This window comes from Nisaea sp. (genome assembly GCF_034670185.1).
GTDB lineage: Bacteria > Pseudomonadota > Alphaproteobacteria > Thalassobaculales > Thalassobaculaceae > Nisaea.
This window is the reverse complement of record NZ_JAXMNY010000001.1, coordinates 398,354-417,564: the sequence shown is the minus strand read 5'-3', so window position 1 is coordinate 417,564 and position 19,211 is coordinate 398,354. Positions and strand designations below refer to the sequence as shown.

Annotated in this window: 20 protein-coding genes; 9 read left to right on the top strand and 11 right to left on the bottom strand. The window is 61.8% G+C overall.

All coding sequences use genetic code 11. The features are described from left to right. Positions 1–70 precede the first annotated feature (70 nt). The 3 genes from der to VOI22_RS01925 all read right to left on the bottom strand — a co-directional run bounded on the left by der (position 71) and on the right by VOI22_RS01925 (position 3,578). Positions 71–1,486 carry a ribosome biogenesis GTPase Der gene (der, locus tag VOI22_RS01935; protein WP_028465601.1) on the bottom strand — a complete coding sequence of 472 codons (1,416 nt, stop codon included), beginning with the start codon at positions 1,484–1,486 and terminating at the stop codon, positions 71–73. Positions 1,487–1,576: 90 nt separating this feature from the next. Beyond that, on the bottom strand, positions 1,577–2,920 hold the full coding sequence (locus VOI22_RS01930) for a PQQ-binding-like beta-propeller repeat protein (protein WP_323794916.1): 1,344 nt from the start codon (positions 2,918–2,920) through the stop codon (positions 1,577–1,579). A gap of 13 nt (positions 2,921–2,933) precedes the next feature. Further along, a complete protein-coding gene (locus VOI22_RS01925; RefSeq protein ID WP_323794915.1) occupies positions 2,934–3,578 on the bottom strand; it encodes a tetratricopeptide repeat protein in 645 nt (214 codons plus the stop codon). 260 nt (positions 3,579–3,838) lie between these two features. On the opposite strand from VOI22_RS01925, the gene VOI22_RS01920 reads away from it, so the two are divergent. The 7 genes from VOI22_RS01920 to VOI22_RS01890 all read left to right on the top strand — a co-directional run bounded on the left by VOI22_RS01920 (position 3,839) and on the right by VOI22_RS01890 (position 8,915). Further along, positions 3,839–4,177, top strand: coding sequence for a DUF2794 domain-containing protein (locus tag VOI22_RS01920; protein WP_323794914.1), 339 nt, complete (start codon positions 3,839–3,841; stop codon positions 4,175–4,177). Positions 4,178–4,181: 4 nt separating this feature from the next. Further along, positions 4,182–5,567: a CoA transferase gene (locus VOI22_RS01915; RefSeq protein WP_323794913.1), complete on the top strand. Its 1,386-nt coding sequence runs from the start codon at positions 4,182–4,184 to the stop codon at positions 5,565–5,567. Positions 5,568–5,665: 98 nt separating this feature from the next. After that, positions 5,666–5,947, top strand: coding sequence for a hypothetical protein (locus VOI22_RS01910; protein ID WP_323794912.1), 282 nt, complete (start codon positions 5,666–5,668; stop codon positions 5,945–5,947). Positions 5,948–6,175: 228 nt separating this feature from the next. Then, the gene (locus tag VOI22_RS01905) at positions 6,176–6,538 is read left to right on the top strand and encodes a hypothetical protein (RefSeq protein ID WP_323794911.1); all 363 of its coding nucleotides are present in this window, start codon (positions 6,176–6,178) and stop codon (positions 6,536–6,538) included. Positions 6,539–6,548: 10 nt separating this feature from the next. Next, a complete protein-coding gene (locus VOI22_RS01900) occupies positions 6,549–7,109 on the top strand; it encodes a hypothetical protein (RefSeq protein ID WP_323794910.1) in 561 nt (186 codons plus the stop codon). A 117-nt stretch (positions 7,110–7,226) separates the two neighbouring features. Then, a complete protein-coding gene (locus VOI22_RS01895) occupies positions 7,227–8,003 on the top strand; it encodes an SDR family oxidoreductase (protein WP_323794909.1) in 777 nt (258 codons plus the stop codon). A 3-nt stretch (positions 8,004–8,006) separates the two neighbouring features. Next, positions 8,007–8,915, top strand: coding sequence for a DMT family transporter (locus VOI22_RS01890; protein ID WP_323794908.1), 909 nt, complete (start codon positions 8,007–8,009; stop codon positions 8,913–8,915). 10 nt (positions 8,916–8,925) lie between these two features. Here VOI22_RS01890 and VOI22_RS01885 read toward each other — a convergent pair whose 3' ends face one another. The 7 genes from VOI22_RS01885 to VOI22_RS01855 form a co-directional block, all read right to left on the bottom strand. Continuing rightward, entirely contained in the window at positions 8,926–10,248 is a 1,323-nt protein-coding gene (locus tag VOI22_RS01885; RefSeq protein WP_323794907.1) for an amidase, read from the bottom strand. Between the two features lie 50 nt (positions 10,249–10,298). Then, positions 10,299–11,606, bottom strand: a complete 1,308-nt coding sequence (glnT, locus tag VOI22_RS01880; RefSeq protein WP_323794906.1) for a type III glutamate--ammonia ligase — start codon at positions 11,604–11,606, stop codon at positions 10,299–10,301. Positions 11,607–11,675: 69 nt separating this feature from the next. Beyond that, a complete protein-coding gene (locus VOI22_RS01875) occupies positions 11,676–13,004 on the bottom strand; it encodes an FMN-binding glutamate synthase family protein (RefSeq protein ID WP_323794905.1) in 1,329 nt (442 codons plus the stop codon). A gap of 10 nt (positions 13,005–13,014) precedes the next feature. Continuing rightward, the gene (locus VOI22_RS01870; protein ID WP_323794904.1) at positions 13,015–13,701 is read right to left on the bottom strand and encodes a protein GlxC; all 687 of its coding nucleotides are present in this window, start codon (positions 13,699–13,701) and stop codon (positions 13,015–13,017) included. A gap of 3 nt (positions 13,702–13,704) precedes the next feature. After that, entirely contained in the window at positions 13,705–14,601 is an 897-nt protein-coding gene (locus VOI22_RS01865) for a glutamine amidotransferase family protein (protein WP_323794903.1), read from the bottom strand. Positions 14,602–14,700: 99 nt separating this feature from the next. After that, the gene (locus VOI22_RS01860) at positions 14,701–15,381 is read right to left on the bottom strand and encodes a helix-turn-helix domain-containing protein (RefSeq protein WP_323794902.1); all 681 of its coding nucleotides are present in this window, start codon (positions 15,379–15,381) and stop codon (positions 14,701–14,703) included. Then, positions 15,381–16,292, bottom strand: coding sequence for a nucleoside hydrolase (locus tag VOI22_RS01855; protein WP_323794901.1), 912 nt, complete (start codon positions 16,290–16,292; stop codon positions 15,381–15,383). The genes VOI22_RS01860 and VOI22_RS01855 overlap by 1 nt, the downstream gene beginning before the upstream one ends. On the opposite strand from VOI22_RS01855, the gene VOI22_RS01850 reads away from it, so the two are divergent. Together VOI22_RS01850 and VOI22_RS01845 are read left to right on the top strand one after the other, a co-directional pair. Continuing rightward, positions 16,270–16,617 carry a DUF3126 family protein gene (locus VOI22_RS01850; RefSeq protein ID WP_323794900.1) on the top strand — a complete coding sequence of 116 codons (348 nt, stop codon included), beginning with the start codon at positions 16,270–16,272 and terminating at the stop codon, positions 16,615–16,617. The genes VOI22_RS01855 and VOI22_RS01850 overlap by 23 nt on opposite strands. A gap of 87 nt (positions 16,618–16,704) precedes the next feature. Continuing rightward, a complete protein-coding gene (locus VOI22_RS01845; protein ID WP_323794899.1) occupies positions 16,705–16,896 on the top strand; it encodes a hypothetical protein in 192 nt (63 codons plus the stop codon). A gap of 123 nt (positions 16,897–17,019) precedes the next feature. On the opposite strand, the gene VOI22_RS01840 is transcribed toward VOI22_RS01845, so the two are convergent. Beyond that, the gene (locus tag VOI22_RS01840) at positions 17,020–19,161 is read right to left on the bottom strand and encodes a TonB-dependent siderophore receptor (RefSeq protein WP_323794898.1); all 2,142 of its coding nucleotides are present in this window, start codon (positions 19,159–19,161) and stop codon (positions 17,020–17,022) included. Positions 19,162–19,211 lie beyond the last annotated feature (50 nt).

The following is a 19,211-nucleotide window of genomic DNA, read 5'->3' as shown; positions in this document are numbered from 1 at the left end:
TTGGGAAAGGCAGGACCACCATGATGTCCCCTTCCCCACCGGTTGCCAAGTCCACTCGGGAATCAAGTGCTTAGTCGTCGTTGACGTATGGGTTCTTGCTGCCGCGCAGATAGAACCGGATCGGCACCGCCGTGAGCTGGAAGCTCTCACGCAGGCCGTTCACCAGATAGCGCGTATAGGCTTCCGGCAGTTCCGTTGGCTGACTGACGAAGGCGGCAAAGGTCGGCGGACGGGTCTTGATCTGCGTCATGTAGCGCAGCTTGATCCGGCGACCCTTGGCCAGCGGCGGCGAATGCTGAGCCGTCATGTCCGCGAGCCAGCGGTTGAGGCGCGAGGTCGACACCCGGCGGTTCCAGGTGTCGTAGGTCTCAACGATGGAATGCAGCAACTTGTCGAGATTGCGGCCGCGTTCGGCGGAGATGGTGATGTAGGGAATCCCCTTCACCTGCGGCAGCGACGTTTGCAGCCGGTCACGAAGTTGACCAAGGGCCTTCTCGCGATTCTCGACAATGTCCCACTTGTTGGCGGCGATGACGAGGGCCCGGCCCTCCTCGACCACCATGCGGGCGATGGTCAGGTCCTGCTTTTCCAGCATGGTGCTGGCATCGAGCATCAGCACCACGACATGGGCGAACTGGATAGCCCGGCGGGTATCCTCACCGGAGAGATATTCAAGCCGCTTGGTCACTTTCGAACGGCGGCGCAGACCGGCCGTATCGAACAGCTTGAAAGGTTGCCCCTCGAATTCCCAGTCGCTCTCGATCGCATCGCGGGTGATCCCGGCCTCAGGACCGGTCAGCATGCGGTCCTCGCCGAGCAAGGCGTTCACGAAGGTCGACTTGCCCACATTCGGACGGCCGACAATCGCCAGCCGGATCGTGTCCGGAGCCTTGGCATCGCGCCAGGTCACCGCTCCGTCGGGAGCTTCCTCGACGATATCGTCAGCGTTCTCTCCGTCATCGTCGAGATCGCTGTAGTCGTCATGCGCACTCTCCGGCGCGAAGGCGGTGAGCGCATCGTAAAGCTCACTCAGCCCCTCGCCATGTTCGGCGGAAAGCGGCACCGGATCGCCAAGACCGAGCCCGAAGGACTCGTAAAGGCCCGGCTTGCCCGCCTTGCCCTCGCATTTATTGGCGACCAGGATGACCTTCTGCTTCTCGCGGCGGAGCCAGCGGGCGAAGTGATCGTCCAGCGGAGTAACACCGGCACGGGCGTCGATCACGAACAGAACTGCATCCGCTTCGGCAACAGCCGCCTCCGTCTGTTGCCGCATGCGGCCCTCGAGGCTTTCGTTGTCGGCGTCTTCCAGGCCTGCCGTATCGAATAGGCGGAAGGTCAGGTCACCGACCCGCCCCTCACCCTCGCGACGGTCGCGGGTAACCCCCGGCTGATCGTCGACAATAGCGAGACGCTTGCCGATGAGCCGGTTGAAGATGGTCGATTTGCCGACATTAGGCCGACCGATGATGGCGACTGTAAAACTCATGGCTGTTCCGTAGTCCGCAGACACGCCTCAGATCAAGCATTGTTGCGGCATAGCCGCCATGCGGGAACCCCGCCCCACCAGGCAAAGGTTCTAGCGGTAAGCCTCAAGATCGCCGTTATCGGTCAGGAAGAACACAGTTCCTCCCGCGACGATAGGCGGCAGGAAAACCGGCGACCCGATGTCAATTTTACCCAGAATATCCCCCGTATAGGGCGAAATCGCATAGACATCCCCGGTCGAAGCTCCCACCAGCAGACGGTCGCTGACAAGCACCGGCCCGGCATAGGTGATGATGCCTTCCTTGTCTTCGGGATTCTCGAATACCGGCAATTGCTGGATCCAACGGATCTGGCCGCGACGCTTGGTCATGGCCAGCACCTCACCGAGATCCGACACCACGAAGATATAGTCACCGGCAACCCACGGCGTCTGATTGCCGCCGACGCGCGCTTCCCAGACCCTGCGGCCGGACTTCAAGTCCGTCGCCAACAGGCGCCCGGCCTGGCTGATGGCGATAACGAGGCCGTCATCCACAACCGGATTACCGCGAATGTCCGAAAGCCGGGAAACCGCGTTGCGGCTCCTGGCCGAACTTAGATTGTCATTCCAGATCAGGCGGCCGTTCTCGACCCGGAGAACGAAAATCTCGCCGGATGAATAGGGAATGATAGCCGAGCCGCCGCTCACTGCCGGACTGGCAATACCGAGCAGCGCGGACTCTTCTGAGATTCCGGTATGTGACCAGATCCGGTTTCCGTCCCTGAGATCGAGCGAGAAGGACTGGTTTCCGAGAATGCTGACCAAGATCCGGCCGTCAACCACGGTCGGCGCAGCGCGAACCGGTCCGGGCAGCCGTGTGCGCCAAACTTCCGATCCATCCTTCAGATCGAAAGCGATCACCTCGCCATATCCGGTCGCCGCGACCAGCTTGCCGTCACCGGCAGAGATCGCACCCGGGAAGATGGTTTCATCCTCGTCGTCAGGGCGCGTTTCAGCGGACCAAACCCGGTCGCCATTCGCCACGGAGAGCGCGGAGATTTCTCCTTCACTATCCATCGTGTAAATCAGACCATCGACGACGATCGGGCTCGCGATTAGCTGGGTGTCATCGCCCGAGCCACTGCCGACACTGGTCGACCAGGCGCGTTTCAGGACATCTCCAGCCGCCAGATGCTGCATGGCATGCACTGCATTGCCGCCCGGCTGCGGCCAGTCCTTGTTCTCGAACGGTCGCGGCAGAACGATCTTCAATCCGGCAAGATTCGGGTCTGCGGTCAAACTCTTCTCAAGCGCGAGGATCGGCAGCCGTTCGCCTTCCAGCGGCGGACCATCCTCTTCCTCCCCGAAGAACAGGGAGTCAGCGCTACAGCCCTGCAGGAGAGTTGCCGCAAAGAATGCCAGGCCAAGGGCCCGCCAGGAACGCATGCCACTCATGGAACGCTCCCGCTCACTCGGCGCCGATGGCGCTGATCAGTTCCGTTATCCGGGCCCGCTGCTGCCGTGGTATCGCCGCATCGGCGTTGAGCGTCTGCAGAATTTCAAGGGCCTTCGCCTTGTCACCAGCCTTCAGCGCAATCATCGCTTCGGTCTCGCGAGCCAGCGAGCGCCAGGGACCAGTGGTATTGGCGAGCGCGGAAACTTCCCGGGAGAGTACCGCCGGATCACCGCTATCGATTCGATGCGAGATGGAAAGCAGACGGGCCAGATCGCGGAGCAGCGCGGGCGCACCCTGATCATCCATCAGTTTCTTGTAAATCAGCACCCCGCCTTCGGTATCGCCAGCCTCGATCGAGGCTGCAGCCTGACGCAGGGTCGCAAGAGCCGCGTAACCGGCATTGCTGTCGCCGGCGAGCGCGCCGAACCCGGCCGCCGCCGCTGCGGGATCTTCGCCGACAGCTCTCGCAGCAGCTTCATAACGAGCGGACTGTGCCGCCCGCTGATCTGCCTCGTAGGACTGCCAGAAACGGTATCCGGCAACTGCCGCTATAACCAGGACCGCAAGCGCGATGACATAGGGGCCATACCGCTTCCAAAGCTTGGCCGCCTTCTCCTGCTGGAGTTCTTCGTCAATCTCGCGAAAAATGTCTGCCACGCGTATCTCCGTTGCGATGCGCCGCCTCCGCTCGCTCGCTCGAACGAATGGACCGGCGGACAAGTCTCACCGCCTTGGTTCCGGACAGCACTCAGCGCCTCCGGCATCAGGCGGAAGAGCGCAACCTACATGGCGCGCCCGCCGAAATCAAACCGCTCTAACGGTCTCCCTGCTTTCCTGTATCGTGGCCTTTACGCCGGGCGATTTTTCGGGAAAACTGTCTTTCATGAAACGGCAACAAATCCAACGGTGATCAGCTCATGGCGGATTTGATTCGGCTCAAGAAAAGCCGGTCGCCGCAACGCGGTCTCTTCTTCACAAAAAAAGAACTCGGCCAGCTCCTCGCTCTTTACTCAAGCCGGGTTATCTCCGGCGAATGGCGCGACTATGCAATCGACCATTCCGACGATGGCGCCGCCTTCTCGATTTTCCGGCACAGCCACGAGCTGCCGCTGTTCTCAATCTCCAAGAATCAACGGAAAGGCCAGCGTCAGCCGACCTTTGAGCTGGTATCGGGTTACAAAAAGATCGCGTCTTCACCATCTTTGGTAGACGTTATCTCTAAATTTGAAAAACTGCCCCGCCTCGTCACCGGTTGAAATCATGCCCCCATTCGATGCCTTTCTCTCCGACATCCGGAAAGCCGCCCGGCTGTCCGATCATTCGGCGCCAACCGTTACCGGGGTCGGCGCCTTGCCGTCCGCGTATGCCGTGACAGACCTGGCGGCCGCCTCCTTCGCTGCCGCCGGGCAGGCTATTGCCGATCTGATCGCCGCACGGCATGACACAGCCCCTGCTGTCGATGTGGACCGCCGACTCGCCTCTTTCTGGTACAAAAGCTCGCTGCGGCCAGACGGTTGGGATTTGCCCGCACAATGGGATGCCGTGGCTGGAGATTACGCAACGAAGGATGGCTGGATCCGTCTCCACACCAATGCGCCGCACCATCGCAAGGCGGCCCTTTCCGTCCTTTCGGTGCCAGACAGCAGCAAGACCGAACGGGCCGACGTCGCGAAGGCCGTAGCAGAATGGAATGCAGCGGAACTTGAAGACGCTGTTGTCGCAGCAGGCGGCTGCGCCGGCGAGTTGCGCTCCAGCGCCGCCTGGGCCGCCCATCCGCAGGGCAAGGCAGTCGCCTCCGAGCCATTGCTCTATCACGAGGCTTTCTCCGGGCCCTCCCCCGCAAATTGGGCGATAAACCACGCCCGCCCGCTGGGCGGTATCCGGGTGCTCGACCTGACGCGGGTGCTGGCCGGACCGACCGCCACCCGTTTTCTTGCCGGATACGGGGCCGACGTTCTCCGGATCGACCCGCCGACCGATCTCTGGGTTGAGGCGCTGGCGGAGGAAATGACCCTCGGCAAACGGTCCGCCGTTCTCGACCTGCGCAAGGAAGCGGACAGACAGCGCCTGCAGGAACTGATCGCGGAAGCAGATGTCATGGTGCATGGCTATCGCGGGGACGCACTCGAAGGTCTCGGCCTCGGCGCGTCAGTACGCCGGTCTCTCAATCCCGGGCTGGTCGATGTCGCGCTTTGCGCCTATGGCTGGACGGGGCCGTGGGCTGGACGGCGCGGCTTCGACAGCATCGTGCAGATGAGCAGTGGCATCGCCGAGACCGGCATGCGTCATTACGGCAAGGACAAGCCGACACCGCTTCCAGTCCAGGCACTGGATTACGCAACCGGCTTCATCGTCGCGGCAGCAGCCGTCAGCGGCCTTGCTGAACGTATCAGAAGCGGTGACGGCAGCCACTTCCGCACGTCCCTTGCCCGCACCGCCGTGCTGCTTGAAAGCCAGAAGAAAAGCGCGGACGAGCCGGAATTCGCCCCGGAAACCAAAGCCGACCTCGCCCCGGATATCGAGGAGACCCATTGGGGTCCCGCCCGCCGCCTCGCCTCTGCGGTGACGATCGCTGGCGTGCCGGTCTCCTGGGATATCCCGGCCGGCCCCATCGGCACGGCCAAGCCTGTCTGGTCACACCTCTAGTCGTCACCGGAACGTAGTCCCGAAGATCCTGTCATACGCTTGTTCGCCCGGAATGTTCTTGTTATGTTCTTTTCTGGTTTCCAGCATGGACACGACAGATGGGACGCTTCAAAGACAAGGCCCTGCAACGGGACGAGCAGCGCAGCCGACCGGCTACTCTCGCAGATCTCGCGCGGGCCGGGATTGGCGTGTTCTGCTGGTGCAACCGCTGTGGGCACAATGCCGAAGCTGCGACAGCCATGCTGATCTCGCAGCTCGGCCCGGATTATCCCGTGCCCGAGATCGGCACCCGGATGCGCTGCAGTGCCTGCGCCTCGAAAGATATCGCAACCCGGCCGGCCTGGCCCTCCAGGGATCAGGTCATCGCCCGGCACAGCTAGGCACACCGCCGCCATCCGGCAGCTTCAGTCCGGCAGAACTTGCCGGACCGGGAACCGCCGCGCGCCAAATCTGACAAAAAACAACAAGACTCAAACTATTTTAAGGAATTCGCGCGGCGGCCAGAAAAATGGCACGCAGGTTGCTTAGAAGTCCGTCATCCACTGCGGGCCGGAACAGAAGGGCCGGGACCGCCAAGAAAACAGCGAATGACAGAAACGAGGCCGCCCATGTCGCAGTCCATTTCCGAGCCCGTCGACCAGTCCCTGGCCGGTGAGCGCCGCCGCGCGCCGCGTGCAACTGCCCCGATGACCGCCGTGGTCGGATCGACCCCCTATACGATCGATGACTGGAATACACATGGCATCAAGATCGTCGGCTATTACGGCAACCTGAAGCCGGACGACCGGGCGGAACTCCGCGTGCTGGTACCGACCGCCGGGCCCGGCGCGCTGTTCAACGCCAAGATCTCCGTCCGGCGCTACGATCCTGAAACGGCAGCCCTAACCCTGCTGTTCGATCCTGCCGAGCCTGTTGCAACGACGACCCTGAACCGCTACTTGCATGAAATGGTCGCGCAGGGATGCGCGTGAGGTTTATGCGATGAACAGCTTCAGAGGAGCCGCCAGCCTGATGGCCGACGACCGTACACCCTCCGTGTTCGATCTGACACGCGATGCCTCTTCTGACGACAAAAAGGACCGCGACAACGACTCGGCATTTCCCAGCCTTAAGCGGCGCCCTGCCGAAGAGCGAGCAAAAGAGATCGTCGACGATCTGAAAGAAGTGATCCTCAATCCCGGGCGAACCGACGGAAAAACCGGAATGCGTGTCGGCGACTGGACCAAGCGCGCCCGCAAGGACATCACCAAGGCAATCCGTGATGCCGAAACCAGTGCCGCCTTCCGCGAGCTGATGTCGGCCAACCGCATCGGCGGACTGTGCGTGCGCATCGGCTTCCTGCTGATGGCTGCCGTCGCGTCCTTCTTCTCTTTCTGGTACGGCATTGTCTTCATCGGCCGAGAATACGGCCCACTCTGGGGCTTCGGCGCCACCATGTCCGCCCTTGGCCTCTCCCTCGCCTTCGTGATCGCCGGCCTGGTCTATGGCAGCGAGAACAAGGAACAGGCCCGCGACAAGGCGAAGAGCCGGTTCGAGAAGTAGCCCGGTTTTTCTCCTCTATGGAATGAATCCCGCGCCGTTTTCCCTGCTGCCGCACTGCAGCAATCCCGCTATAGTCACTCCTCCAGACTAATTAAAATCTGCAAATTGGGGGAAATCATGAAGCTCGATCTAACGGGCAAACGCGCACTAATCACGGCAGGCGCCGGGGGCATCGGCCGCCGTACCGCGGAACTGTTCAGTGCGGCGGGAGCCAAAGTCTTCATCTGCGATATCGATCAGGACCAGCTTGAGGATGCGCGAGACAAGGTCCCGAACCTTAACGGCACCCTGACGGACGTCTCCAACAAAGAGGCGTTGAAGAAAATGTTCAATGCCGCGATCGATGATCTCGGCGGGCTCGACATTCTGGTGAACAATGCGGGCACCGCCGGGCCGACCGGGCCGGTTGAAGATGTCGATTTCGAGGATTGGGAGTCCTGCATCGACATCAACCTCACTTGCACCTTCCTGATGACCCAGATGGCCATACCGTATCTGCGTGACGCGGGTGGCGGCTCAATCGTCAACCTGTCCTCGGCCGCCGGTAAATTCGGCTTCCCGATGCGTAGTCCCTATTCCGCCGCGAAATGGGGCATCGTCGGGTTCACCCGGACGATTGCCATCGAACTCGGGACCGACCAGATCCGCTGTAACACCGTTCACCCGGGCGCGGTCGAAGGTGCCCGGATCGACCGGGTGATCAAGGCCAAGGCGGCGGCGAAGAAGGTCTCCGAAAACGCGATGCGGGACGAGCTGGCCTCGATAGCCTCTCTCAAGACCTTCGTGACGGCGGACGATATCGCCTCGATGATCCTGTTCCTCTGCTCGAAAGCCGGCGCGCATATCACGGGCCAGGCGCTCAGCGTCGACGGCGGCCTCGAAGGACTGGTCTGACCCATGCCCAAAGCAGCGCTCTCCGGCAATCTCCAGGGAGCGCTGTGGATCATCGCCTCCTGTCTGGCGGCGACTGTGATGACCGTCGGGGTCAAGATGGCCTCCGACGGTCTGTCATCCACGCAGATCGTGTTCGTGCGCTGCGTGCTCTCGCTGGCCATGATGGCGCCCTTTGTCATCGGCTCCGGCAAAAACGTGCTGTTCAGCCGGCACTGGAAAAAGCATCTGGTGCGCGGTGCCATCGGGGCAATCTCGATGAATGCGGGCTTCTATGCCCTCAGCAACCTGCCGATCACCACGGCGTCGGTGTTGTTCTTCTCGACCCCGCTCTTCATGACCGCGCTGGCCGGGCCGATGCTTGGCGAGAAAGTCGGCATACACCGCTGGGGTGCCACCCTGGTCGGGTTTGCCGGGATTGTCGTTGTGGTAAACCCGACCCTGGACACCATCGAGTTCGCCATGCTGGCGGCTCTGATCAGTGCCGCCCTGTTCGCTGTTCTGCTGATCCAGGGGAAGGTCCTCTCGAAGGATGATCCGCCCGGCACGCTGATGATCTATTTCATGATGATGGCCACACTGGCCAGCGCCCCGCCCGCGCTGTCCCACTGGGTCTGGCCCGATCAGTCGCTCTGGATCATCCTGGGTGTGCTCAGTGTCGGGGCGACCGCCCGCGTCTATTTCGACATCAAGGCTTATGCCGTCGGCGAGGCCAGCGCGATTTCTGTCTTCCAGTATCTCCGGCTGATCACCATCGCCTTCGCGGGCTATCTGGTGTTCGGAGAGGTTCCTGACGAGCGGACTATCATCGGCGCCGGACTGATCGTCGCCAGCACGCTCTATATCGCCCAGCGCGAGGCGTTCCGGCAGAAGCGGGCACGCGCCGAGCTGAAAGAAGCACAAGCAGCAGACTAGAGATTTTGGGCTAACCGGCCAGCTGCTGGTCCAACCAGCGCGCTGTGCGCAGCAGCTTGCCGTCGTCACCCGGCTTGCCGACGAGTTGAACTCCGAGCGGCAAACCGTCAACGCTTAGTCGGGGCAGGGTCACGCAGGGCACGCCGAGATAGGTCCAGAGACCGTTGAACACGGCCGATCCCGTGGTGGCGAAACCGTGCGGCGCCGGACCAGTCGCCGGCAGGCAGAGCACCGCGTCGTAGCGGTCCAGCAGCGATATCAGGGAGTCGTTTATCGGTCCGCGCGCCAGCAGCGCCTCCACGTAATCACCGGCGGCGACCTTGCGGGCCACGGCGAGGCGTGCCTTCACCATATCGCTGGCCTTGTCAGGACTGGCGTCGATGAGGGGGCCATAATAGGGCACCATTTCCGCCGCCATGACCGTGGCATGAAAGTCGAGGATGCGATCGAAGGGAGACGGCAGAGTCTCCCGAACGCAACGAGCGCCCAGCCCGTCTACCACCTGCTCAATGGCTTTGCGCGCGCCATCATCAGCCTCCGGCCAGGCCGGGGTCTCAAGAAAAGCAAATCGCGGCGCCGGTATGTCCATGTCCAAGGCAGCGGAGAGGCTTGAACGCCGACCGCCGAAACTGAAAGCATCAGAGGCATCGAATGCAGCCATGCTGTCCGTTATCAAGGCCAGATCCTCGACAGAGCGACCATAGGCGCCGACCGTATCGAGCGTATGCGACTGCATTAGCACGCCTTCGCGCTGGATCAGCCCGAGCGACGGCTTCAGGGCATGGATGCCATTGAACGAGCCGGGCCGGATCACCGAACCGCCGGTCTGGGTGCCAAGGGCGAGCGGAACCTGGAAATCCGCGACCGCCGCGCCGGATCCGGCTGAGGACCCTCCCGGCGAGTGCTCCGGATTGTGTGGATTGCGGGTCTTGCTCGGGTTGGTGTTTGCGAGCTCCGTCGTCACAGTCTTGCCCATGATCACCGCACCGGCGTTGCGCAGCCGGGCGACGCAATCGGCGTCGCGCCCGGTCCGCTGCCCTCGGAAGAGGTCGGAGCCGTTTTCGGTCGGCATGTCCGCAGTCTCGATGATGTCCTTGATGCCCACCGGCACGCCGTGCAGAGGGCCGAGCGCGTTGCCTGCCTTGCGATGACTGTCCGCGGCGCGCGCGCTGGAAAGCGCCAGTTCCGGATCGAGGAAAGCCCAGGCCCGGACCGTGTCATCGCGTTCGCTAACGCGATCCAGGCAGGCGCGCATCATATCTTCAGCAGAGGCTTCCCCCGCCGCCAGAACCCGGGCGGCTTCGGACGCAGTCAGTTCGTTCAATTGTGTCATCAGGGCATCCCTATCAGGCGCGGCGAGCGTCTATCAGGGCACCTCAATTCTCAAATGTCGAGCGTGGTTTCGCGCTCCCATTCGGTGAGGTGCGATGTGTAGGAATTCCACTCGCCCAATTTCAACTTCAGGAAAGCAGCCGAGAATTCCTCGCCAAGAATCGCTTTCAGCCCTGAATCCGCATCGAACGTCCGCAACGCGTCCAGCATGTTCAGCGGCAGGCGGGGCGCATCGGCTGCCAGTTCCGGCTGGGCATACATGTCGTTGTCATGGCGATTGCCCGGATCGGCTTTGGTTTTCAGTCCGTCGAGACCGGCGGCGATGACAACCGCCTGCAGCAGATACGGGTTCGTGGCTCCGTCAGGCAGGCGCAACTCGAAGCGGCCCGGCCCCGGCACGCGGACCATATGGGTGCGGTTGTTTCCGGACCAGGTAACCGAGTTCGGCGCCCATGTCGCACCGGAGAGCGTACCCGCCGCATTGATGCGCTTGTAGGAGTTCACTGTCGGATTGGTGATCGCCGTCATGCCCTGGGCGTGCTTCATGATGCCGCCGAGGAAGTGCATCCCCTCTTTCGAGAGACCGAGTTCGTCCTTCTTGTCGGCGAATGCATTCTCCTTGCCCTTCTTGTCCCAGACCGAGACATGGCAATGGCAGCCATTGCCGGTCAGGTGCTTGAACGGCTTCGGCATGAAGGTCGCGCGCAGTCCGTGTTTCTCGGCCACGGACTTGACCATGAACTTGAAGAAGGAATGCTTGTCCGCCGTCTTCAGGGCATCGTCAAATTCCCAGTTCATTTCGAACTGGCCGTTCGCGTCCTCATGATCATTCTGGTACGGGCCCCAGCCGAGCTCCAGCATGTAGTCGCAAATCTCGGAGATCACGTCATAGCGGCGCATCACCGCCTGCTGGTCGTAACAGGGTTTCTCGGCGGTATCGAACGGGTCGGAAATCTCGGTACCGTCCGGCAGGATCAGGAAATATTCAGCTTCGATCCCGGTCTTCACCCGCAGGCCCTGCCCGGCGGCAAGATCGACCATCCGCTTCAGCGTGTTGCGCGGCGCCTGCTCAACCGGCTTGCCCTCCATGATGCAATCGCCCGCGACCCAGGCCACGTCCTTACGCCAGGGAAGCTGGATTGCCGTCGAGGCGTCCGGCACCGCGAACAGATCCGGGTGGGCCGGTGTCATGTCGAGCCAAGCGGCGAAGCCGGCAAAACCGGCACCCTCTTCCTGCATGCCGGCAATCGCCTGGGCCGGAACCAGCTTGGCGCGCTGGGCGCCGAACAGGTCGGTAAAGGAGATCATGAAATACTTGACCCCCTTCTCTTTCGCGAAAGCCGCGAGATCCTTCGTCATGAAACCTCCAATGTCCCCTGTCGTCTCCCTCGGCGCGCGCCGCGTTGATCGCAGCGTCTTACCGTGTTCCTAAAGTCCGCTCTTGCCCGGTATCCAGTCCGTCCCCGCGAGCGGCACGCCAGCCATGGCCGACGCCTCGATGCTCAGCGCACAGAGATCTTCCGGCTCGAGATTATGCACATGGCTCTTGCCGCAGGCCCGGGCGATGGTCTGCGCTTCCAGTGTCATCACCTTCAGGTAATTCGCCAGCCTGCGCCCGGCCGCAACCGGGTCGACACGCTTCATAAGCTCCGGGTCCTGGGTGGAAATGCCCGCCGGATCGCGGCCCTCGTGCCAGTCGTCATATGCACCGGCGTTCGTGCCGAGGGCCTGGTATTCCTCTTCCCAGCGCGGATCGTTATCGCCGATGGCAACCAGCGCCGCCGTGCCGATGGAGACTGCGTCCGCGCCGAGCGCCAGCGCCTTGGCGACATCCGCACCGTTCCGCACACCGCCGGAAATGACGAGCTGAACCTTGCGGTGCATGCCGAGATCCTGCAGCGCCTGCACGGCGGGCCGGATGCAGGCCAGCGTCGGCAGGCCGACATTCTCGATAAAGACTTCCTGGGTCGCCGCCGTACCGCCCTGCATGCCGTCCAGCACCACCACATCGGCGCCGGATTTCACTGCCAGCGCGGTGTCATAATAGGGCCGCGCGCCACCGACCTTCACATAGATCGGCTTTTCCCAGTCGGTGATCTCGCGCAGCTCCTGAATCTTGATCTCCAGATCGTCGGGACCTGTCCAGTCCGGGTGCCGGCAAGCGGAGCGCTGGTCAATACCCGGCGGCAGGGTACGCATTGCCGCCACCCGGTCGGAGATCTTCTGGCCAAGCAGCATACCACCGCCGCCCGGTTTAGCGCCCTGCCCGACAACCACCTCGATGGCGTCGGCCCGGCGCAGATCGCGCGGGTTCATGCCGTAACGGGACGGCAGATACTGGTAGACGAGAATTCCGGAATGCCCGCGCTCTTCCTCCGTCATGCCGCCGTCTCCGGTGGTCGTGGAGGTTCCGGCAAGCGTCGCGCCGCGCCCCAGCGCTTCCTTGGCGGGGCCGGAGAGTGAGCCGAAGCTCATTCCGGCGATGGTGATCGGGATCTTCAACTCGATCGGCTTTTTCGCATGCCGGGCGCCGAGCACCACATTGGTCCCGCAAGCCTCACGGTAGCCTTCCAGCGGATAGCGGGAGATCGAGGCGCCGAGGAACAGCAGATCGTCGAAATGCGGCACCTTGCGCTTCGCACCGGCACCCCGGATGTCATAGATGCCTGTTGCGGCGGCGCGGCGGATTTCCGACAGCGTGTAATCGTCGAAGGTGGCGGACTGGCGCGGCGTGGTCGGGGGATTTTTATAGGTCATCTGTCCGGCCTCAATACGCGTCGACATTGTCGATGTTGAAATTGTAAAGCGTGCGGGCGGAGCCGTATCGGGTGAACTCCTCCGGCTTCACGTCTGTGATACCGGCCTTCGCCAAGAGGTCCGCGAGCAGCGCCAGATGTTTCGGCCGCATCTTCTTCTTCACGCAATCGGCGCCAAGGCTTTTCACCGCGCCGCGCACGAAGAGTTTCGCTTCATACAGCGAGTCGCCAAGCGCATCGCCGGCATCGCCAAGCACGACAAGGTTTCCGGCCTGCGCCATGAAAGCGGACATATGGCCGATATTGCCTTTCACGACGATATCGATGCCCTTCATCGAAATGCCGCAGCGAGAGGAGGCGTTGCCCTCGATCACCAGCAGGCCGCCATGGCCTGTGGCACCGGCATACTGGCTGGCATCGCCCTTCACCACGACGGTACCGGACATCATGTTCTCCGCCACACCCGGGCCCACGCTGCCATGCACGGTGACCGTTGCTTCGGCATTCATCCCGGCGCAGTAATAGCCGACACTGCCATGCACATCGACGCGCACCGGCGCATCGATTCCCACGGCCACCGCATGGGCGCCGCGCGGATTGACCACTTCGAAAGTGGTCTCGTTCTTGCCTGCTTCCACAGCGTGGAGCGCCTGGTTCAGGTCCCGCAGCGGAACCGACGCCAGATCAAAGGTCGGCATCGCTCAATGCTCCCAGAAATAGACGGTTGCGGGCTCGGGCTCCCAGACCCGGGCGGCTTCGATGCCCGGCAGGTTAACCAGCGCACGGTATTCGGAGCCGAAGGCGACATATTCGTCCGTCTCGGCCATTACCGCCGGCTTGCAGGCAATCGGATCGCGCAGCACGCCGAAGCCGGACTTGGTGCCGACCACGAAGGTGTAGAAGCCATCCAGATCGCTCAGACCACTCTCAAGAGCCGCACCAAGATTGCTGCCTGTCGCGAGCTTGTGGGAGAGATAGGCGGCGGCAACCTCCGTATCATTCTCGGTCTCGAAGCTGAGCCCGTTGCGGACCAACTCCCGCCGCAGATTATTGTGGTTGGAGAGCGAGCCGTTATGGACCAGACACTGGTCCGGCCCGGTGGAGAACGGATGCGCGCCAAAGGTCGTCACGGCGGATTCGGTCGCCATCCGTGTATGGCCGATGCCATGCGTGCCGCCCATCGATCCGATCTTAAACCGTTCCGCGACATCCTTCGGCAGGCCGACTTCCTTGTAGATCTCGACACTCTCGCCGCTGCCCATCACGGTGACGCCCGGGCGCAGCTCCTTCAGAACTGTCCGCGTCTCATCCAGTTTGGCGACATCAACCGCTATCACAGCATGAGTCGCCCGCACCGTCACGGAGACGGCAACGCCCAGCTGCTTAGTAAGCGCAGCTTTGAGGCCTTTGAAGTCCGTGGCCGGATTGGCTGACTGCACCGTGATCTTTCCGGACCCTGCTTCGCTCGGGCCATAGATCGCGATGCCGGCACTGTCCGGACCACGGTCCGTCATGGTGATCAGCATATCCGACAGCAGCGCGCCGAGCTGTGGCTCCAGCGCCTTGTCCTTCAGGAACAATCCAACGATGCCGCACATGGCCGGCAACCCTCCGTATCAAGTTCTGACGGAGGTTAGCAGCCCGCCTTCCGGAACTCAATTACGAAGAATAATAGTTTCCCCTAAGGAATAATCTATTCAATCCTGCGACCCGCGCTGGGGATAGGAGATGATCGAGAGGTAGCGGATCGGCCGGGTGATCAGCTCTTCCGGGCCGTGCGGCGCATCCGCGTCGAAGAACAGGCTGTCCCCCGGCAACATCCGGTAGGTCTCGTCGCCATGCCGGTACAGCACCTCGCCCTCCAGCATGTAGATCAACTCGGTGCCCTGATGCTGGAAGGCCGGGAAGATATCGGAATCCTCGGTCAGGCTGATCACGTAGGGCTCGACCAGAACGCCGCTGGTATTGCCTTCAAGGTAACCGAGCAGATTGTACTGGTGCCCGGCCCGGGTGCCCCGCCGCTCGACCTGCACCCCCTCGCCCGCTTTCACGAAGACCGCGTTGCGCGGCTCCTCGAACCGTTTGAACAGATCGGTGATCGGCACGCCGAGCGCGCGGGCAACGGCCTGCAGCGTGGTCAGGGAGGGAGAGATCGCCCCGTTCTCGATCTTCGACAGCATGCCGACTGAAAGACCGGTGGCAGTGGCGAGATCGGCGACGGTGATGCCGAGCGCCTTTCGGAATTCCCGCACTTCCCGGCCGATCGCCTGCTCAAGATTGTTTTCCTTCGGCTCCTTGACCGCATGCGGGTCCTGGGCCAGAGCTGGCCTGTGGCTGACCCCCGCGCCTTTGGCGGCCTTTGGCTTTCCGGAGGACATCAGGAATAACGCGACAGGCGGTTGAGCAGGCGGGTGAGGAATTCATCCGCGTCGACATCCAGCATCACGGTCGCGTTCGGCACCCCGTCTCCCGCATCGCGAACGATGCTGCGCCCCGCCTCAGTGCCTTCGGTGACGATATCGACGCGGCGTGCCTCGCCGGAAAACAGTTCCGGCCAGAGCAGATAGCCGACTGTCAGCACATCGTGCAGCGCCGGATCATTGTCTGAATCGTAGAAGGTCAGCATCCCGGCCGTCGTATGGCCGACCGTCGTGTCCAGTGCCCGGAGCGCCTCGATCCAGTCCGGCTTGGCCCGCACCTGGTGGGTGACATTCAGGCCGTGCATGACAATCGGCGCCCCGCTCTCGAACACGATATGGGCGGCGTGCGGGTCGACATGGAAATTGAACTCGGCATGCGGCGTGACGTTACCGGGTCCAGTCGAGCCGCCCATCACCACGATATTCGAGACTTCCTGCGCGAATTCCGGTCGCGCCGCCAGGGCATGCGCGACATTCGTCAACGGACCCACCGGCAGCAGCGTGATGTCGCCCGGCGCGGCGGAAATTTCCCGGCGCAGCACATCCGCGCCATGCCCCGGCGCCAGATGAGAGGCGGGATCGGGCAGACCGCTTCCGTCGAGCCCTGTCTTGCCGTGAATTTCGTCCGCCGTCTTCAGGGGCTTGATCAGAGGGCGCGGGCAGCCGGCATGAACCGGCACCTCGCCGCGCCCTGCAAGATCACGGATACGAAGGGCATTCGCCTCCGTCCGGTTCAGCGGCACATTGCCCGCAACCGTGGTGACGGCCTTGATGTCGAGCTCTTCAGGACTGGCGAAGGCGAGCAGCAGGGCCACCGCATCGTCAATTCCCGGATCGCAGTCGATAATGATGGTTTCGCGCTGGGTCATGCATCGGAAGATAGGCAGCGACGGAAAACTGCGGCAAGCTGTTTTACCGGAACGCCTTGAACCATCGGCATGGTTCCGCTATTCCCGTCCGCTCAATCGAACAAGGGGGACACCCGTGCAAAAGAGCGAAATCGAAAAAGTTCAGCGCTACCTGCGCCAGACCTTCGGAAATCACGGCATCAGCATCGAAGGCCGTCCGAATAAAGACGATTCGGCCGAAGTCTCCCTGGATGGAGAATTCATCGGCGTCATCTTCAAGGATGATGAAGAGGGCGATGTTTCCTATGATTTCCATATGACTATCCTGGAAATGGACCTCGATTAAGGGGTCCATTCGCGCGAGCGAAAAACTCCACAAAACCGAAACACAGGATGTGTCATTCTGTTCCACACATGGAACGGAGGATGCGACATGCGTCTGGATGACATTGTTTCGGTAACCTGCACCGATACGGACAAGACCGAGCAAGGCAAGGTGGTCCGTCTCGGTCGCGACCGCGCCGACATCATGATCGGCCCGGCAGTTATCCAATTCCGGATGACCAAGCCCGGTTTCTATATCGGCAACATGCACGGACTTGAGTTCACGATGAAGGCCGTGTGACGACCTCCTCACAGAGGCTTCCGGTATAGTGCCCAAACATTCATAAAGAAAAGGCCGGATCAGAAACTGACCCGGCCCATTCCTCAAAGATATTTCCAAGCCATCATGCCCGATGGCGGGAGATCACCAGTTCGCGGTCAGCGTCAGCTTGATCTCACGGCCGGAGCCGTAGGAGCAGACATATTCCGTCTGACAGCCCGTGACGTAGCGCTTGTCGGCGATGTTCGTCGCCGCGAGGTTTAGCGCAAGACCTTCACGAATTTCATACCCGCCATAAAGATCGAAAACCGTCGAGGACTTCACTTTCAGGGTGTTGGAGCTGTTCGCATAGCTTTCGCCCCGGCGCCGGACCCCGGCACCGACGGTCAGGCCGTCGACCAGTTCCTGGAACTCATACTCCGCCCGCAGCGCAACTTCGTTTTCCGGCACCAGTGTCGGTGTCTTGCCGATCAGAGAGGCATCGGCGTCTTCGGTGACTTCGACATCAAGCAGCGTCGCCGCACCGGCAACTGACAGACCATTCCCGAAATCATAAGCACCTTCCAACTCGAACCCGCGCGACCGTGCCTCGCCAAACTGATCGAAGTTCGGGAACGCACCCGTCACGACATTTTCCTGGTCGATCTGGAACACGGCTGCGGTCACATAGAAGTTGCCGCCATGCGGAGCCCATTTCAGGCCCAACTCGACCTGCTCGCCGCTTTCCGGCTTTGTCACGCCGTTAGCAGGCGAGGTGATCAGCGGATTGAAGAAGGTGGAATAGGTGACGTAAGGCGTCACGCCATTGGAGAATTCATAGGCGACCGCCCCGCGATAGGATGTCTCGCTGTCATTGCGAGAGAAGCCGCCGGCCCCGTCCTGCTCCGTGTCGGCGAAATCATGACGCAGGTTGCCGGTGAGAATCCAGCCGTCGCCAAAGCGGAGCTGGTCCTGGATATACAGACCGAGCTGCGCCTGGGTGGTGGTGGCGTCCTGATACGGCGGGTTCAGCGTCGGCGTGCCCGGGTTGGTCGGGTTCACCACCTGGTTGGTGCCGTAGCCAACCGCCTGCGTCTCATCGAGCCAGTAATGCCGCGCATCGAGGCCGAACAGCAGATCATGGCTAACCTCACCGGTTTCGACGACGCCGTAATACCGCACATCGGTCTGGGCCGTCCGGACCAGCGTATCGTGTTCAAAAGCCAGCATGCTGAGCGTGCCGTCAGCGTCGCTAGGCGTGGTCGCGTAGCCCGCATATCCGAACGGATACCAGTAACGCTCCTCGACACTGGCGACACCGCCGCGGCCGATACCAGTCAGGGTGAATCCGTTATCGAAAGTATGCTCGACGATACCGGAGGCCGAAAACTGCTCGCGGGAATACTTGTCCCAGTTGGAGTCGGAGAAGTTGGCGTCAGGGTCGATATAACCGAATTGCTCCGTCGACGTGACCGTACCTGCATAGGGCAGGAAGGTGCTGCCGTTATGCTGTTCCTCGGCGATATGTGCGTTGGCCAGCAGCGTCACTTCGGTGCCGGACGTGGTCGTGAACTTGTAGGACGGTGCCAGTGTGCCACGCAGGCCGGAGTTGAAATCGTCATACATGTCACCGCCCTTGAAGCGGCCGACCACGCGATAAGCCTGCCCGTCACCGAGCGGATCGCCGTAATCGAATGCGACGGAGCCAGCGGGCGCGTCATCGATACCGAGGATCACTTCCCGGACCCGGTCGCCCGGACGCTTCGAGACATAGTTCAGGATGCCGCCCGGGTTGGAGCCGCCATAAAGCGCCGAGGACGGGCCACGCAGCACTTCGATACGCTCAAGAGCATAGGGGTCCGTGTAGAAGGAGCCGAAGGCGAAAGCCAAATTCTGTGCGTTATCGAGGAAGATACCGGTCTGGTCGGCCTGGAACCCGCGAACGCGCAGCCAGTCGTAATCATTGTCGTCGCCGAACACATCACTGGTGACGCCAGCCGTATAACGAAGCGTTTCGCTGACCCGATCCGCGTTAAACCGCTTCAGGTCGTCCGTGTCCAGGATAGACAGCGACTGGGGAACCTCGGTTGCAAAAACCGGGACCTTCGAGCCGGTAACGGTCGGCGGATTGTTCGTGTCCGCAGCGGAACCGGTCGTATCCTCTTGATTCTCGAGAACAACAATAGGTTTGAGCACCGTTGTGCTCGCGCTGTCCTGCGCGACGGCGACACCGCCAAAAGAGAGACTGAGAAGAGCGGGCAAAACGACAAATTTGCCCGTGCCCCTGGGAGAAAATATTCGGATCATGGCCTGTCCCCAAACCTGACAAAACGACTGAATGGCTTGCAGCCATCAGG